We start from the raw sequence: 14,286 nt of genomic DNA, 5'->3' as shown, positions 1-14,286 counted from the left end.
GGGCGCGCTGTGGGCGGTCACGTCAGCCCGCACCGCCGTCGACCGCACGGTCGTGTGAGTTCGGCTCCGCGGAGCCGGGCTCGGCTCGGTCGCGCGGAGCCTGCTCGGAACCGTTGCGCGAATTCGCGCGCGCGCCCGGCGTGTCGTCGGTCGGGTCGGTGCCCGCGTCCAGCGCGTCCCACAGCACGCGCCCCGAGAGCTGACCCGAGGTGTCCGCGGCGCGCTGCTTGGTCACTTCCTCCGTGGCGGCCTCGCGGCGCACCACCGGGCTCTCGTACTTGCCGGAGAGCCTGCCCGATTCCTCCGGCATCCGCGCGAGCAGCACACCCGCGGCGAACGCCGCGAGCGCCGCGGCCAGCGTGAGGACCGCGGGTAGCGGCGCGGTGGTCACCTCGGTGACCGTGGCGCGGCCGGGCAGCTCGGCCAGCGCGGCGGCGCGTTCCTTCGTCGCGCCTTGACCGGTGAGCAGCGCGAAGGCGGGCACCGCGGTCACCGCCGCGACGAGCGCGACGAGCACGCCGACCAGACGCCGCAGCCACCCCCTGGTGGCCAGCAGCGCGGCGATCGCCGCGAGCAGCACCAGCGCCAGCGGGGTGAGCGCGCCGAACCAGACGCCGCCGTTCAGTTCGTCGGTGCGCGGTTCGGTGAGCCCGTCCGAGGACGACACCGTCACCCAGGTGAGCCGCGACGAGCCCCACATCAGCGCCGCGGCGAGTGCCAGCAGCACGATGGCCCCGATCGGATACCTGCGCCCCTCGGCGCGGCGGGCGGGCGCGACCGCCTCGGCCGCCGGGGACTCGCCGGTCTCGGCCGAGGCGCGCGGATCTCGTTCCGGTTCCGCGCCGGTCATCGGACGTCGCCGTCCTCGTTCGCCGGTAGGTCGGCGCCGTAGGCGCGCACGGTCTGGGCGGCGGCGACGGCCTTCAGCACCGCCATCGCCTTGTTGCGCGATTCCACGTCCTCGTAGTCCGGATCGGAATCGGCGACCACGCCCGCGCCCGCCTGGACGTAGGCGATGCCGTCCTTGAGCAGTGCGGTGCGAATCGCGATCGCGGTGTCGGCGTCGCCCGCGAAGTCGAGGTAGCCGACTACGCCGCCGTAGACGCCGCGCCTGGTCGGCTCGAGTTCCTCGATGAGCTCCATCGCGCGAACCTTCGGCGCGCCGGAGAGGGTGCCAGCGGGGAAGCACGCGCTCACCGCGTCGAGAGCCACCTTGCCCGGCTTCAGCCGTCCCGACACGGTGGACACCAGGTGCATGACGTGGCTGTAGCGCTCGATGTGCCGGTACTCGGTGACGCGCACCGTGCCCGGCTGGCAGACCCGCCCGAGATCGTTGCGGCCGAGGTCGACGAGCATCAGGTGCTCGGCGTTCTCCTTCTCGTCGGCCAGCAGACCCTTCTCGAGCAGCAGGTCGTCCTCCTCGGTGGTACCGCGCCAGCGGGTGCCCGCAATCGGATGCGTGGTCGCCACGCCCTCCTTCACGGTCACCAGCGATTCCGGGCTGGAGCCGACGATCGAGAAGGCCGTGCCGCCCTCGCCGTCGGGGACGTGGATCAGGTACATGTACGGGCTCGGGTTGGAGGCGCGCAGCATCCGGTACAGGTCCAGCGCCTCGCCGCGATAGTCCATCTCGAATCGCTGGGAGAGCACGACCTGGAACGCCTCGCCCGCCTCGATCTCCTTGACCAGCCTGCGCACGCCCGCGCCGAACTCGTCGGAGGTGCGCTGCCTGCGGTACTGCGGCTCGGGCTGGTCGAACACGGAGACGGTGGACGGGGCGGGAGCCGCGAGCGCCTCGGTCATCCGGTCCAGGCGGGCGACCGCGTCGTCGTAGGCGTCGTCGACGCGGTCGGCCGTGCCGTTCCAGTTCACCGCGTTGGCGATCAGCGTGATGGCGCCCTCGTGGTGATCGAAGGCGGCCAGGTCGGTGGCCAGCAGCAACACCATCTCGGGCAGCTGGAGATCGTCGGTGGCCAGGGAGGGCAGCCGCTCGATCCGGCGGACCGCGTCGTAGCCGAGGTAACCGACCATGCCGCCGGTGAGCGGTGGCAGACCCGGCAGCCGCTCGGTCTGCAGCAGCTGCAGCGTCTCGCGCAGCGCGACCAGTGGATCGCCGCCCGACGGAGCGTCGACGGGGATGTGGCCGAGCCACGCCGCCTCGCCGTCGACCACGGTCAGCGCCGACGGGCTACCCGCGCCGATGAACGACCAGCGCGACCAGGACCGTCCGTTCTCGGCGGACTCGAACAGGAAGGTGCCCGCCCGATCGGCGGCCAGCTTGCGATAGGCCGACAGCGGAGTTTCGGAGTCCGCCAGCACCTTTCGGGTCACGGGGACCACCCGGTGCTCCGCGGCGAGCAGGTGGAACTGTTCGCGGGTCGTGGTGGTGGGAGTGGACGCGCCAGGCATGACTCCATCATCCCAGGGCGGATGCCCGGGCTTCGCTCGACCCGGTGCAAGCCGGCCCATGGCGTGTCGGCGCGGGAACGGCCGGTCGCCGATGGCGGTACTGTTCCTTTCATGCAGAAAGGCCAGCTCGCCCCGCAATTCGAGCTCCCCGACCAGTCCGGCACCCGCCGCTCCCTCGACGAGTTGCTCGCAGACGGACCGCTGGTGCTGTTCTTCTATCCGGCCGCGAACACCCCGATATGCACCGCCGAGGCGTGTCATTTCCGGGATCTGTCCGCCGAGTTCGCCGCGCTCGGCGCCTCCTGCGTCGGCATCAGCACCGACGCGGTGGACACCCAGGCGGGCTTCGCCGCCAAACAGGGCCTCGGCTATCCGCTGCTCTCCGACGGCGACGGCACGGTCGCCGCGCAGTTCGGCGTCAAGCGCGGCCTGCTCGGCAAGCTCGCGCCGGTGAAGCGGCAGACCTTCGTCATCGACACCGACCGCACCGTGCTCGCGGTGATCTCCAGCGAGTTGCGGGCGAACGCGCACGCCGACGAGGCGTTGGGCTTCCTACGCGAACGGGTTCGCTGAGCGAGCCTCCCCCATCGCCCCGTCGCGCAGCGCTGACGAGGCGAAACGCCGACCGCACTGCGGTACGGAGACCGTCCGGCCGACCTACGCTGAAACCATGACTTCGAGCGAGGTTCGGCCGGACGGCAAATCCAGCGCGACAGTCTGGCGTAATCGGATCATCGGCGGCGTGGTGCTCGTCGTGGTCCTCGTCGTCACCTATCTCATCCTGGCCGCATTCATTCCGCGCTGGTGGGCGCAACGCGTCGCCGAAATGGTCAGCGGCAGCTTCAGCAAAGGCATCGGCTGGGGATTCCTCTTCGGCGCAGTGTGCACGATCGTTCCGCTGTTGCTGCTGCTTTTCGCGGTGCTGATGTGGCGCCGACGAGCAGGTAAGTTCCTGGCGGGCGCCGCGGTGGTGCTCGCCGTGCTGGTGTCGATACCGAATCTGATGACGCTGTCCATCGTGCTCGGCAACAGCAGCGCCGCCCACGCGGGCGAGCGCGTCCTCGACGTGGACGCGCCCGCGTTCCGGGGCGCCTGTCTCGCGGGCGCGATCGTCGCGGCGCTGGTGTTCTCGGGTGTCGTCTTCTTCGTCGTGCGCGGGCAGATGCGCCGCAAGAAAGCCGCCAAGCAGAGCGCCTCCGCGCCGCCGGCCACGGCTGCGCCTGCACCCGGCACGCCGGGCCCCACATCGAGACCTCACGACCATTTGTGAATGAACTCACGTCATCGAGGATCCCTATGACCGTCGAGCGAAGTCGTGGCAAACTCGTTGCACGCGAGTGACTGTGAATTTGCTTTTCACTGATCGATAGGCTCACTAACTACCCACGTCACTTGGCTCGAAAGAAGGCGCATAGTGACGAAGTGGCTGGATCCCGTGGAACAACGGGCGTGGCGCGCGGTCGTGGCGCTGATGACACGGCTGCCGAGCGCCTTGGATACCCAATTGCAGCGTGAATCCGGGGTCACTCATTTCGAATACTGGGTATTGACCTTGCTTTCCGAGGAACCGGGGCATCGTCTTCAAATGAGTGATCTTGCACACAAAGCAAACGCTTCGCTATCACGCTTGTCGCATGTGGTGTCGAAATTGGAGCGGCTGGGCTGGGCGCAGCGCTCGGCGACGGTGGGGCGGCGCGGCGTGCAGGCCGTGCTCACCGACGACGGTTACCTCAAGGTCGTCGAGGCGGCGCCGGGATACCTGGACGCGGTGCGGCGCTTGGTGTTCGACGAACTGGACGACGCCCAGAAGGCTCAGCTCGCCGACCTCAGCGAGATCCTCGCCCAGCGCCTCCCCGAGGCGGTCGGCAAGCTCGCGCCCAGCGCCGAGCGGGGCGACCGGTCCAGCGACTGACAGCGCTTCCCGCCGCGCCGATCACGGCGTAACTCCGCCTCCGCCGCGGCCATGCGCGATCTTTCGACGGACCGCCTCCGATCAGGCTTCGCCTAGCAGCAGGTCGGAATCGAAGCAGGTGTGCGTGCCGGTGTGGCACGCCGCGCCCTCCTGGTCAACGACGAGCAGCACGGTGTCGCCGTCGCAGTCCAGCCGAACCTCGTGCACGTACTGGGTGTGGCCGGAGGTCTCGCCCTTGACCCAGTACTGCTGCCGCGAGCGCGAATAGTAGGTGGCCTTACGGGATTCCAGCGTGCGGGCCAGTGCTTCGTCGTCCATCCAGGCGACCATCAGCACATCGCCGGTGCCGCGTTCCTGCGCGACGGCGGCCACCAGACCCGCGTCGTTGCGCTTGAGGCGGGCGGCGATGGCGGGGTCGAGTGTCATGTCACCGTTATAACAGGGCCGTCGCGGCGTCGGTCCGGCGACTGCGGCGCAGCGCTCCGAGGACCTCCCAGGTACGCCGCTGGTCCTCCGGCGTGGTCAGATCCGTCTGGGTGAAGATCACATCGGTCGCGCCCGCGTCGAAGTACTCCGCGACGCGCGCGGCGATCACGGCCTCGTCCCCGATGACGACCAACTCCGCCGCGCGCCGCGCCCCTGAGAGCTCGACGATCCGCCGGTAGGACGGAATGTCGTCGTAGAAGGCGGTGTGCGCCACGGCCTTCGCGCGAGCGCCCTCGGTATCGGCGGTCACCACACCGGGAACCAGGACGGCGATCCGGGGCCGCGGCCTGCCCGCGCGCTCGGCGGCCGCGGTGAGCGGCTCCACGATGTGTTCGCCGAGCGCCCGCTATCCGACCAGGAACGGCAATGTGCCGTCGGCCAATTCGCCGGTGACGCGCAGCGCCTGCGGTCCCATCGCGGCGACCAGCACCGGCACCGGCGACGCGCCCGCTACCGCGGCGGAGAACGGTCGTGACTGAACTGCTGCCCGAACCACAGCGAATCCAATCCGGCAGCGGCCGCCCGTCGCCCGAACTCCACCGCCGTGTCCACCGCGTTCTCGCTCGTGTCGAGCGCGGAAGGACCCAATGCCACACCGATGCTCATGGCACGGCCAACCCGCGCGACCGTGAGCGGATTCCGGCACGACCGATTCCCCCCAGCTCCCGTCCGGCGTGGCGGCGGATCAGCGGACGACGATGTTCTCCGCGCGCATGGAGTCCTTGACCTGGCCGATGGTGAGATCACCGAAGTGGAAGACGCTCGCCGCGAGCACGGCGTCGGCGCCCGCCTGGACCGCGGGGGCGAAGTGCTCGACGGCCCCCGCTCCACCGCTGGCGATGACGGGCACCGAGACGGCCGCCCGGACCGCGCGGATCATCGGCAGGTCGAAACCGGTCTTGGTGCCGTCGGCGTCCATCGAGTTCAACAGGATCTCACCGACCCCCAATTCGGCGCCGCGAACGGCCCACTCGATGGCGTCGATGCCGGTGCCGCGCTTGCCGCCGTGCGTGGTGACCTCCCAGCCGGAGGCGGTGTCCGGCTGGCCGTCTGGCACGGTCCTCGCGTCCACCGAGAGCACGATGCACTGCGAACCGAATCGCTCCGACATCTCCCGCAGCACCTCGGGGCGGGCGATCGCCGCGGTGTTCACCGAGACCTTGTCCGCGCCCGCGCGCAGCAGCCGGTCCACGTCCTCGACGGTGCGCACCCCGCCGCCGACGGTCAGCGGGATGAAGATCTGCTCGGCGGTGCGGGTCACCACGTCGATCATGGTGCCGCGGTCGCCGGTGGAGGCGGTGACGTCCAAGAAGGTCAGTTCGTCGGCGCCCTGGGCGTCATAGGTCGCCGCCAGTTCGACGGGATCGCCCGCGTCGCGCAGGTTCTCGAAGTTGACGCCCTTGACCACCCGGCCCGCGTCCACGTCGAGACACGGAATCACGCGTACGGCCAACGTCATCGGCTCACCCTTCTTCGGCGGTCGGCGGATCGGCGACCGTGCAGATCATCTCGAGCAGTTCTTCGTGCACCCCCGGCGCGGCCGCCAGCACCGACCCGGAGGTGATGGTCCACGGCTCGCCCGCCAGGTCGGTCACCACGCCGCCCGCCGCGCGGACCAGCGCGACGCCCGCCGCGTTGTCCCACGGATGGTGGCCGAACACGATCGCGCCGCCGAGCACTCCCGCGGCGGTGAAGGCCAGGTCGATGCCGGTGGACCCGTGCATCCGCACCCGGGAGGAGAGCCTGCTCAGCGGACCGAGCAGATCGAAACGGAAGCGGCCCGGGATACGGCCGTCGGAATCGACGTTGAACGCGCCGAAACCGATCATCGAGTCGGCCAGTTTCGCGGGCGGCAGCGGAGCCAGCGGTTTGCCGTTGAGCAGCACCGGCCCGCCGCGCACCGCGGCGTAGCGCTGGCCGAGGATCGGCAACCAGGTCAGCCCGAGCACCGGTTCGCCGTCGCGCACCAGCGCGAGCAGCATGCCGGAGAGCGGATGACCCGAGGAGTAGTTGAAGGTGCCGTCGATCGGGTCGAGCACCCACGCCGTGCCGGAGGTGAGCTGCGGACCGCCGAATTCCTCACCGTGCACCTCGATTCCGGTGCGCCGGGCGAGGCCATCGGAGACGGTGCGTTCCAGCTCCAGGTCGAGTTCGGTGGCGAAGTCGTTACGGCCCTTGGTGACAGCGCTCGGCGCGCCGAGACCCTCGACGAAACGCGCACTGGCGTTATCGAGGATCTCGCTCGCGATGGCGAGCAGCTCGGGAAGCTCCGCGATCGGGTTGGCAGCCATCGGTTTTCGTATCAGCGCACCGCGGCCAGCGCCTCGGGCAGGGTGAACCGGCCCGCGTACAGCGCCTTCCCGACGATCGCGCCCTCGACGCCCTCGGGCACCAGCCCGGAGATGGCGACCAGGTCCTCGACGGTGGACACGCCGCCCGAGGCGATCACCGGCGCGTCGGTGGCCGCGCACACGTCCCGGAGCAGGTCCAGGTTCGGGCCGGTCAGCGTGCCGTCCTTGGTGACGTCGGTGACCACGTAGCGCGAGCAACCGTCCCGCTCCAGGCGCTCGAGCACCTCCCACAGGTCGCCGCCGTCGCTCACCCAGCCGCGGCCGCGCAGCCGGTGCTCGCCGTCGATGATGCGCACGTCGAGGCCGACCGCGATGCGCTCGCCGTGCTTGGCGATGGCGCGGGCGCACCACACCGGGTCCTCCAGCGCAGCGGTGCCGAGGTTGACGCGGGCGCAGCCGGTGGCCAGCGCCGCCTCGAGCGAGGCGTCGTCGCGGATGCCGCCGGACAGCTCGACCTGCACGTCGAGCTCGCCGACCACCCCGGCGAGCAGTTCACGGTTGGAGCCACGGCCGAACGCCGCGTCCAGATCGACCAGGTGCACCCATTCGGCGCCCGCCTGCTGCCAGGCCAGCGCGGCGTCGCGCGGCGAGCCGTAGCTGGTCTCGCTGCCCGCCTCCCCCTGTACCAGGCGCACAGCCTCTCCATTGGCGACATCGACGGCAGGTAGCAGCACAAGACTCACTCCGAGCAGCATAGTCGCCCGCTCCCCGCGCCCCACCTGCGGCCTGCGGAAACGCGGCGCGGGTCAGGAGCGCGAGTGATCGGCCAGTATGCGGGTGAGCAGACCGACCAACTGCCGGCGCTCGGCGGCGGAGAGCGCGGTCAGCAACTCGTCCTGGGCGGTGTCGAGGCGCGCGTCGAGGTCGTCGAGGTGGCGCGCGCCGGGACGGGTGAGGGTGACGATATTGCGGCGGCGATCGCCCGGGTCGGGGCTGCGTTCCACGAAACCGCGGTCGGCCAGGTCGTTGAGGGCCGCGACGATGTCGCTGCGGTCGATTCGGGTGCGGCGGCCGAGATCGGCCTGGCTCGCGGGACCGAACTCGCGCAACGTGGCGAGCAGGGCGTAGTGATGCCTGCGCGATCCGGTGTCCTCGAGTGCCCGTTCCGTCGCCCGGTCGGCCACCAGGGCCACCTGGTTGATCAGCCGGGTGGGCAGCGTGCGCAGCCTGCCCGCGACGCCGTCGTGCGCGATCTCCATGGCACCAATCTAGCAACCCACTTGTTGGCGCGACCCACATTTTGCTACCGTTGGATTCACCAACGTTGGACCAACCAACATATAGCTCGAAAGACCGTCACCGTGAAGAAGATTCGCCTCGCCCTCCCGCTCGTTCTGCTGTCGATCGCGGCGCCCGCCGCCTGCTCGTCCGCTTCGTCCGCCGGCGCCGAGCGGCGCGAGATCCGGGAACTGTTGGACCGCAACCAGATCACCACGCTGGTCGACCGCCTGGGCCGCACCCTGGACGAAGGGACCTTCGAGGACTTCCGGAACCTCTACACCGCCGACGCCAGCGCCACCACGCCAGGCGGCACCGCACAGGGCGTCGACGCGATGATCGCGCAAGCCGGGCGAAGTCACTCCGCCGACAAGAAGATCCAGCACTTCATCAGCAACGTGATCGTCGACCTGCACGGCGACACCGCCGCCGTGCGCGCCAACCTGCTGGCCACCTTCGCCCCGGCGGCCGAGGGCGCGCTCACCGAGCCGAAGTACACACTCGGCGAGATCTACCAGTTCGACGCCGTGCGCACAGCCGACGGCTGGCGCCTCTCCCGGGTGCGGAGCACCCCGCAGTGGACGATCGGCACCCGTTTCTAGTCGCGAGCCCCGCGCAGCCGGAGGGGCGCGCCGCGGGTCAGAGGGAGTCGATCCAGTTGCGCAGGAGGTGGGCGCCCGCGTCGCCGGACTTCTCCGGGTGGAACTGGGTGGCGGCGAGGGCGCCGTTCTCGACGGCGGCGAGGAACGGGACGCCGTGCTCGGCCCAGGTGAGCTTCGGGGAGGCGAAGTGCTCGCTAGGCGGGAGATCCCAAGTTTGGGCAGCGTAGGAGTGCACGAAGTAGAACCGGGTGTCGGCGTCCATGCCCTTGAACAGCACGCTGTCGGACGGGGCCGACACGGTGTTCCAGCCCATGTGCGGCAGCACCGGAGCGGACAACCGCTCCACCACGCCGGGCCATTCGGCGCACCCTTCGGTCTCCACGCCGAATTCCACGCCGCGCTCGAACAGGATCTGCATACCGACGCAGATGCCGAGCACCGGACGGCCTCCCGCGAGACGCTGGCCGATGATGCGCTCGCCGCGCACCTCGCGCAGCCCCGCCATACACGCCGCGAACGCGCCGACGCCGGGCACGACGAGACCGTCGGCGGCCAGCGCGATCTGCGGGTCGGCGGTCACCTCGACGCGCGCACCCGCCCTGACGAGCGCCCGCTCCGCGGAGTGCAGGTTGCCGGAGCCGTAGTCGAGCAGGGCGACGGATTTCGTTGTCACAGAGTTCCCTTCGTCGACGGCACGCCGCTCACCCTGGGGTCGAGTTCGACGGCCGCCCGCAGCGCCCGCGCCACGGCCTTGAACTCGGCCTCGGTGACGTGGTGCTGGTCGCGGCCGTAGAGCACCCGCACGTGCAGCGCGATGCGGGCGTTGAGCGCGATCGATTCGAAGACGTGCCGGTTGAGCACGGTCGAGTACGGCGCGCCCGGCTCGGAGCGGCCGCGCACGGGGCTGCCGGGGATCACGGCGTGCAGCAGGTGTTCCGGTTCGCCGGTGTGCACGCAGTACGGCCGCCCTGACACGTCGACCGCCGCGTGCGCGAGGGTCTCGTCCATCGGGATGAAGGCGTCGCCGAAGCGCCGGATGCCGGACTTGTCGCCCAGCGCCTTGCCGAGCGCCTGCCCGAACACGATCGCGGTGTCCTCCACCGTGTGGTGCGCCTCGATCTCGACGTCGCCCTCGGCGCGCACGGTCAGGTCGAAACTGGCGTGCGCGCCGAGCGCGGTGAGCATGTGGTCGTAGAACGGGACGCCGGTGGATATCTCGGTCTTGCCGGTGCCGTCCAGATCCAATTCGACGACGATGCTGGATTCCTTGGTGATGCGCTCGACCCGCGCGGTCCTGTTCATCGGTGCTTCCTCCACGGGGTTCATCGGGGCGTGAGCTCGGTGCCGGCCAATTCCGTGCTGACGCGCAGGAACTCGTCGTTCTCGGCGGCGAGGCCGATGGTCGCGCGCAGGTAGCCGGGAATGCCGACATCGCGGATGAGCACGCCGCGGTCCAGGTACCGCTGCCACGCGCGCGCGGCGTCGGCGAACCGGCCGAACAGCACGAAGTTGGCGTCGCTCGGAACCACGTCGAAGCCCATCTCGCGCAGCGCGGCCGCGACCCGCTCGCGCTGGCCAGCCAATTCCGCGACGCTGCCGAGGGTTTCGTCCGCGTGCCGCAGGGCCGCGCGCGCGGCGGCCTGGGTGACCACCGACAGGTGGTAGGGCAGCCGCACCAGCAGCATGGCGTCGATCACCGCGGGCGCGGCGACCAGGTAGCCGAGGCGGCCGCCCGCGAAGGCGAACGCCTTGCTCATGGTGCGGCTCACGACCAGCTTGGCCGGGAACCGGTCGATGAGGGCGATCGCGCTCGGCGCCGCCGAGAATTCGCCGTACGCCTCGTCGACCACCACGATGCCGGGCGCCGCGTCGAGGATCCGGACCAGGTCGTCCTGCGGAATGCTGTGTCCGGTGGGGTTGTTCGGGCTGGTCACGAAGACCACGTCCGGCTTCCGTTCGGCGATGGCGGCCAGCGCGTAGTCGATGTCGAGCGAGAAATCGGCGTTCCGCTTGGCCTCGACCCACTGGGTGTCGATGCCCTCGGAGATGATCGGGTGCATCGAGTAGGAGGGCACGAAACCCAATGCGCTGCGGCCGGGTCCGCCGAAGGCCTGGAGCAGCTGCTGCAGGATCTCGTTGGAACCGTTGGCGGCCCAGACGTTCGCGGCCGCGACCGCGACCCCGGTCTGCCGGGTGAGGTAGGCCGCCAGGTCGGTGCGCAACGCCACCGCGTCGCGGTCCGGGTAGCGGTGCAGGTCGGCGGCCGCGGCCCGGATGGACTCGGCGACGTCGTCGACGAGCGCGCGGCTCGGCGGGTGCGGGTTCTCGTTCGTGTTCAGCTGCACCGGAACGGTCAATTGCGGTGCGCCGTAAGGCTTCTTGCCGCGCAGGTTCTCGCGCAGCGGCAGGTCGTCCAGGCCGATGGCCGACCCGGGCGCGGTGAGCTGACCGGTCATGACAGCGTCTCGAATCGCACCGTGACGGCCTGGCCGTGCGCGGGCAGATCCTCGGCGTTGGCGAGCGCGACCACGTGCCCGGCCACATCCTTCAGCGCCGCCTCGGTGTACTCGACGACGTGGATGCCGCGCAGGAAGGTCTGCACGCTCAGTCCGGAGGAGTGGCGCGCGCAGCCCGCGGTGGGCAGCACGTGATTGGAACCCGCGCAGTAGTCGCCCAGGCTGACCGGCGCGTACGGCCCGACGAACACCGCGCCCGCGCTGCGCACCCGGCCCGCGACCGCGACCGCGTCGGCGGTCTGGATCTCCAGGTGCTCGGCCGCGTAGGTGTTCACCACGCGCAGGCCCTGCTCGATGTCGTCGACGAGGACGGTGCCGGACTGCTTGCCGGTCAACGCCTCTCGCACCCGGTGCGCGTGCTTGACCACCGTCATCTGGGCGCTCAGCGCGGCGTCCACCGCGTCGGCCAGCTCGGCGCTGTCGGTGACGAGCACGCTGGCCGCGAGCACGTCGTGCTCGGCCTGGCTGATCAGGTCGGCCGCCACGTGCGCCGGATCGGCGGTGGCGTCGGCCAGGATGGCGATCTCGGTGGGGCCCGCCTCGGCGTCGATGCCGACCAGGCCGCGGCACAGCCGCTTGGCCGCGGTGACGTAGATGTTGCCGGGACCGGTGATCAGGTCGACCGGCTCGAGCTCCGCACCGTCGGTGTCGACGCCGCCGTAGGTGAGCAGCGCCACGGCCTGCGCGCCGCCGACCGCCCACACCTCCTCGACGCCGAGCAGTTGCGCGGCCGCCAGGATGGTCGGGTGCGGCAGGCCGCCGAACTGGGCCTGCGGCGGCGAGGCCACCACCAGCGAGCCGACGCCCGCGGTCTGGGCGGGCACCACGTTCATCACCACGCTGGACGGGTAGACGGCATTGCCGCCGGGCACGTACAGCCCGACCCGCTCCACCGGCACCCAGCGTTCGGTGACCGTGCCGCCGGGCACCACCTGGGTGGTGGTGTCGGTGCGGCGCTGATCGGCGTGCACCGCGCGGGCACGCGCGATCGACTCCTCCAGCGCGGCGCGCACCGCGGGGTCGAGCTCGTCGAGCGCCTTGACCAGTTCGGCGGCGGGGACGCGCACGGTCGCGGGAATCACACCGTCGAACCGCTCGCCGAACTCCAGCGCCGCCGAGACACCGTGCTCCCTGACCGCCTCGACCACCGGTCGCACCTGATGCAACACCGAGTCCACGTCGACTCCCCCGCGCGGCAGCGCGGAGCGCAGCTCGGCAGCGGAAGGAGTACGACCGCGCAAATCGACGCGGGCGAGCTCGATGCGGGATGTCATGTCGGTGTCGATCCTTGTCTCCGGCTGGTCACAACAGGAAAGTTGCCGCTACCAGCCTAGTGGACGCCGCCGGACGCCTGTCCGTCGCCAGCCCGCGCCTCGGCCGAGGCGCAGAATTCACCGGAATCGGCGGTAGACGAGGTCGAAATCCCGCCCCAGCGCGCGCCGTCCTCCGATTTTCTCCCAAGGCCCTCCGGAGGGTGCTGCCAGTCTCGTCCAGTGCGGCGGTGCAGCGCTGCGAAAGACCTGGGTCGCCGAGCCGAGCGGTGGGTGGCGGGATTCGGGGTCGATCCGCGTCAGCCGCGCCGGCGCAGTTCGGCGAGTCCCTCTCCTTCGAGTTCGTCGAGCACCGAGGTGCGTCCGACGACGGCGAGCGCGAGCGCCTCGGCGCTGCCGCGCACCTCCGGCCCGCTGCCGGTGGCCCAATCCAGATCCGTGGCCACCAGCCGCAGCCCCTTGCTGCGGCGGCCAGGGCGGGCGAACGGGTCGGGATGCTCGAGCGCGCGACGCAGCCGGTCGGACGGGATCGTGCGGGGACGGCCCAGCGGGCGGCGAATGTCTTGCTGGTGCACGAACAGATCGGCCAGCACCAGAGCGGGATCGAATCGGGACAGCGTCCCGGCGGCATTCTCGAACATGTCGATCAGGCGGTCGGTGGACAGCCCCCGCGCCTTCTCGACCAACCGGCCGTTCACCCGATCGATGGAGAACCCGCACCGCACCACGACGCCCCCGTAGGTCAGCGGGGCGATCGTGTCGTACAGCAGATGCCCGACCACGTCACGGACCGACCACCCCGCGCACAGCGACGGCGTCTCCCAGTCCTGCGCGCTCAGGTCGCGCAGCAACTCGACGAGCTCGGCGCGTTCGGCGGCCAGCATCCCCCTGATGTCCATGCCGAAAGACTAACGGCGGCAACAGCGAATGCCCAGATGGCGGCGACGCCGGACGAGCGCATGCGATCAGCGGGTTTCGCTGTCGATCTGCAGGCGCCCTCCGCTGTCGACGACCCGCAGCACCAGCTGCTTGGACTCGCCCTCCACCGTGAGATTGGCCAGCCGCATGTCCACCGAGCCGTCGGGGTTGTTGGACCCGGTGGCGGCGTTGATGCCGGAGAACGTATCGACGATGCGCGAACCCCAGTACTCGCGGAACGCCTGTTCTCCGCCGTAGGCCTTCTGCGCCGCCGGGGTGAGCAGCGACCACGACCCGCTCGGGTTGTTGTAGAAGTTCACGATCAGCTGACCGGCCGGTCCCCATTCGACGGTGCCCGCGCTCGGCGTGCGGCCCAGCGCCGGGGCCGTGGTGGTGGCCCCTCCGGTGGCCGTGGCGCTCGCCGACGGCGGAGTCGCCTGCGCCGACGGCGAATTCGAGTCCGACTGGTTCAGGCTGCCGATCAGCAGCGCGGCCACCGCGACCACCGCGCCGACGACGCCGCCGATGAGCACCGCGCGACGCTTGCCGCCCGAGGCGGACGCCGGACGCGGCTGGGCCGCGGTCCTCGGGTGCGCGGCAGTG

At 70.7% G+C, this 14,286-nt stretch carries 18 protein-coding genes and 1 pseudogene; 4 read left to right on the top strand and 15 right to left on the bottom strand.

Going from position 1 to position 14,286, the window contains the following annotated elements:
• Positions 1-22 precede the first annotated feature (22 nt).
• Both NX1_RS15745 and NX1_RS15740 read right to left on the bottom strand, forming a co-directional pair.
• The gene (locus NX1_RS15745) at positions 23-850 is read right to left on the bottom strand and encodes a TIGR02234 family membrane protein (protein ID WP_068059127.1); all 828 of its coding nucleotides are present in this window, start codon (positions 848-850) and stop codon (positions 23-25) included.
• Positions 847-2,409 carry an anthranilate synthase component I gene (locus NX1_RS15740; protein ID WP_068059124.1) on the bottom strand — a complete coding sequence of 521 codons (1,563 nt, stop codon included), beginning with the start codon at positions 2,407-2,409 and terminating at the stop codon, positions 847-849. The genes NX1_RS15745 and NX1_RS15740 overlap by 4 nt, the downstream gene beginning before the upstream one ends.
• 111 nt (positions 2,410-2,520) lie before the next feature.
• On the opposite strand from NX1_RS15740, the gene NX1_RS15735 reads away from it, so the two are divergent.
• From NX1_RS15735 to NX1_RS15725, 3 genes are all read left to right on the top strand, one after another.
• The gene (locus NX1_RS15735; RefSeq protein WP_068059122.1) at positions 2,521-2,982 is read left to right on the top strand and encodes a peroxiredoxin; all 462 of its coding nucleotides are present in this window, start codon (positions 2,521-2,523) and stop codon (positions 2,980-2,982) included.
• A gap of 97 nt (positions 2,983-3,079) precedes the next feature.
• Complete coding sequence (locus NX1_RS15730; RefSeq protein ID WP_068059121.1) at positions 3,080-3,679, top strand: permease; 600 nt, start codon at positions 3,080-3,082, stop codon at positions 3,677-3,679.
• A gap of 201 nt (positions 3,680-3,880) precedes the next feature.
• Positions 3,881-4,321 (top strand): MarR family winged helix-turn-helix transcriptional regulator, encoded by a 441-nt coding sequence (locus tag NX1_RS15725; protein ID WP_245668530.1) that lies wholly within the window; start codon positions 3,881-3,883, stop codon positions 4,319-4,321.
• Positions 4,322-4,402: 81 nt separating this feature from the next.
• Here the strand turns inward: NX1_RS15725 and hisI are convergent, their stop codons facing one another.
• The 7 genes from hisI to NX1_RS36285 all read right to left on the bottom strand — a co-directional run bounded on the left by hisI (position 4,403) and on the right by NX1_RS36285 (position 8,357).
• The gene (gene hisI / locus NX1_RS15720) at positions 4,403-4,747 is read right to left on the bottom strand and encodes a phosphoribosyl-AMP cyclohydrolase (RefSeq protein WP_068059116.1); all 345 of its coding nucleotides are present in this window, start codon (positions 4,745-4,747) and stop codon (positions 4,403-4,405) included.
• Between the two features lie 7 nt (positions 4,748-4,754).
• Positions 4,755-5,132 (bottom strand): LLM class oxidoreductase, encoded by a 378-nt coding sequence (locus NX1_RS38000; RefSeq protein ID WP_068059115.1) that lies wholly within the window; start codon positions 5,130-5,132, stop codon positions 4,755-4,757.
• Positions 5,133-5,153: 21 nt separating this feature from the next.
• A complete protein-coding gene (locus tag NX1_RS37995; RefSeq protein ID WP_245668523.1) occupies positions 5,154-5,303 on the bottom strand; it encodes a hypothetical protein in 150 nt (49 codons plus the stop codon).
• A 189-nt stretch (positions 5,304-5,492) separates the two neighbouring features.
• Positions 5,493-6,266, bottom strand: coding sequence for an imidazole glycerol phosphate synthase subunit HisF (gene hisF, locus NX1_RS15710; protein WP_068059113.1), 774 nt, complete (start codon positions 6,264-6,266; stop codon positions 5,493-5,495).
• A gap of 4 nt (positions 6,267-6,270) precedes the next feature.
• Positions 6,271-7,098 carry an inositol monophosphatase family protein gene (locus tag NX1_RS15705; protein ID WP_068059111.1) on the bottom strand — a complete coding sequence of 276 codons (828 nt, stop codon included), beginning with the start codon at positions 7,096-7,098 and terminating at the stop codon, positions 6,271-6,273.
• An 11-nt stretch (positions 7,099-7,109) separates the two neighbouring features.
• On the bottom strand, positions 7,110-7,841 hold the full coding sequence (gene priA / locus NX1_RS15700) for a bifunctional 1-(5-phosphoribosyl)-5-((5-phosphoribosylamino)methylideneamino)imidazole-4-carboxamide isomerase/phosphoribosylanthranilate isomerase PriA (RefSeq protein WP_068059560.1): 732 nt from the start codon (positions 7,839-7,841) through the stop codon (positions 7,110-7,112).
• Positions 7,842-7,904: 63 nt separating this feature from the next.
• On the bottom strand, positions 7,905-8,357 hold the full coding sequence (locus NX1_RS36285; protein ID WP_068059109.1) for a MarR family winged helix-turn-helix transcriptional regulator: 453 nt from the start codon (positions 8,355-8,357) through the stop codon (positions 7,905-7,907).
• A 102-nt stretch (positions 8,358-8,459) separates the two neighbouring features.
• On the opposite strand from NX1_RS36285, the gene NX1_RS35425 reads away from it, so the two are divergent.
• Positions 8,460-8,978: a nuclear transport factor 2 family protein gene (locus NX1_RS35425; protein ID WP_169812239.1), complete on the top strand. Its 519-nt coding sequence runs from the start codon at positions 8,460-8,462 to the stop codon at positions 8,976-8,978.
• A 37-nt stretch (positions 8,979-9,015) separates the two neighbouring features.
• On the opposite strand, the gene hisH is transcribed toward NX1_RS35425, so the two are convergent.
• From hisH to NX1_RS36930, 6 genes and pseudogenes are all read right to left on the bottom strand, one after another.
• The gene (gene hisH, locus NX1_RS15685) at positions 9,016-9,651 is read right to left on the bottom strand and encodes an imidazole glycerol phosphate synthase subunit HisH (RefSeq protein ID WP_068059107.1); all 636 of its coding nucleotides are present in this window, start codon (positions 9,649-9,651) and stop codon (positions 9,016-9,018) included.
• Positions 9,648-10,280 carry an imidazoleglycerol-phosphate dehydratase HisB gene (hisB, locus tag NX1_RS15680; protein ID WP_068059554.1) on the bottom strand — a complete coding sequence of 211 codons (633 nt, stop codon included), beginning with the start codon at positions 10,278-10,280 and terminating at the stop codon, positions 9,648-9,650. Before hisB ends, hisH begins: the two co-directional genes overlap by 4 nt.
• 20 nt (positions 10,281-10,300) lie before the next feature.
• Positions 10,301-11,434, bottom strand: a complete 1,134-nt coding sequence (locus tag NX1_RS15675; RefSeq protein WP_068059105.1) for a histidinol-phosphate transaminase — start codon at positions 11,432-11,434, stop codon at positions 10,301-10,303.
• Positions 11,431-12,768, bottom strand: coding sequence for a histidinol dehydrogenase (gene hisD, locus NX1_RS15670; protein WP_068059103.1), 1,338 nt, complete (start codon positions 12,766-12,768; stop codon positions 11,431-11,433). Before hisD ends, NX1_RS15675 begins: the two co-directional genes overlap by 4 nt.
• 296 nt (positions 12,769-13,064) lie before the next feature.
• Entirely contained in the window at positions 13,065-13,664 is a 600-nt protein-coding gene (locus NX1_RS15665) for a maleylpyruvate isomerase family mycothiol-dependent enzyme (RefSeq protein WP_068059101.1), read from the bottom strand.
• Positions 13,665-13,730: 66 nt separating this feature from the next.
• Positions 13,731-14,286, bottom strand: a pseudogene (locus NX1_RS36930) (serine/threonine protein kinase); the annotation flags it as partial.

This window comes from Nocardia xishanensis NBRC 101358 (genome assembly GCF_001613365.1).
In the GTDB taxonomy this organism is placed as follows: domain Bacteria; phylum Actinomycetota; class Actinomycetes; order Mycobacteriales; family Mycobacteriaceae; genus Nocardia; species Nocardia xishanensis.
The sequence above is the reverse complement of the archived record's forward strand: the minus strand, read 5'-3'. Positions and strand labels throughout refer to the sequence as shown.

What these genes read in the sequence shown, in the direction of transcription:
- NX1_RS15665 (WP_068059101.1), bottom strand. Translation starts at nt 13,664, where the DNA reads ATGGACATCAGGGGGATGCTGGCCGCCGAACGCGCCGAGCTCGTCGAG.
- NX1_RS15705 (WP_068059111.1), bottom strand. Translation starts at nt 7,098, where the DNA reads ATGGCTGCCAACCCGATCGCGGAGCTTCCCGAGCTGCTCGCCATCGCG.
- NX1_RS15735 (WP_068059122.1), top strand. Translation starts at nt 2,521, where the DNA reads ATGCAGAAAGGCCAGCTCGCCCCGCAATTCGAGCTCCCCGACCAGTCC.
- NX1_RS15745 (WP_068059127.1), bottom strand. Translation starts at nt 850, where the DNA reads ATGACCGGCGCGGAACCGGAACGAGATCCGCGCGCCTCGGCCGAGACC.
- NX1_RS15725 (WP_245668530.1), top strand. Translation starts at nt 3,881, where the DNA reads ATGACACGGCTGCCGAGCGCCTTGGATACCCAATTGCAGCGTGAATCC.
- hisF (WP_068059113.1), bottom strand. Translation starts at nt 6,266, where the DNA reads ATGACGTTGGCCGTACGCGTGATTCCGTGTCTCGACGTGGACGCGGGC.
- hisB (WP_068059554.1), bottom strand. Translation starts at nt 10,280, where the DNA reads ATGAACAGGACCGCGCGGGTCGAGCGCATCACCAAGGAATCCAGCATC.
- NX1_RS15675 (WP_068059105.1), bottom strand. Translation starts at nt 11,434, where the DNA reads ATGACCGGTCAGCTCACCGCGCCCGGGTCGGCCATCGGCCTGGACGAC.
- NX1_RS15730 (WP_068059121.1), top strand. Translation starts at nt 3,080, where the DNA reads ATGACTTCGAGCGAGGTTCGGCCGGACGGCAAATCCAGCGCGACAGTC.
- NX1_RS36285 (WP_068059109.1), bottom strand. Translation starts at nt 8,357, where the DNA reads ATGGAGATCGCGCACGACGGCGTCGCGGGCAGGCTGCGCACGCTGCCC.
- NX1_RS15740 (WP_068059124.1), bottom strand. Translation starts at nt 2,409, where the DNA reads ATGCCTGGCGCGTCCACTCCCACCACCACGACCCGCGAACAGTTCCAC.
- hisD (WP_068059103.1), bottom strand. Translation starts at nt 12,768, where the DNA reads ATGACATCCCGCATCGAGCTCGCCCGCGTCGATTTGCGCGGTCGTACT.
- hisI (WP_068059116.1), bottom strand. Translation starts at nt 4,747, where the DNA reads ATGACACTCGACCCCGCCATCGCCGCCCGCCTCAAGCGCAACGACGCG.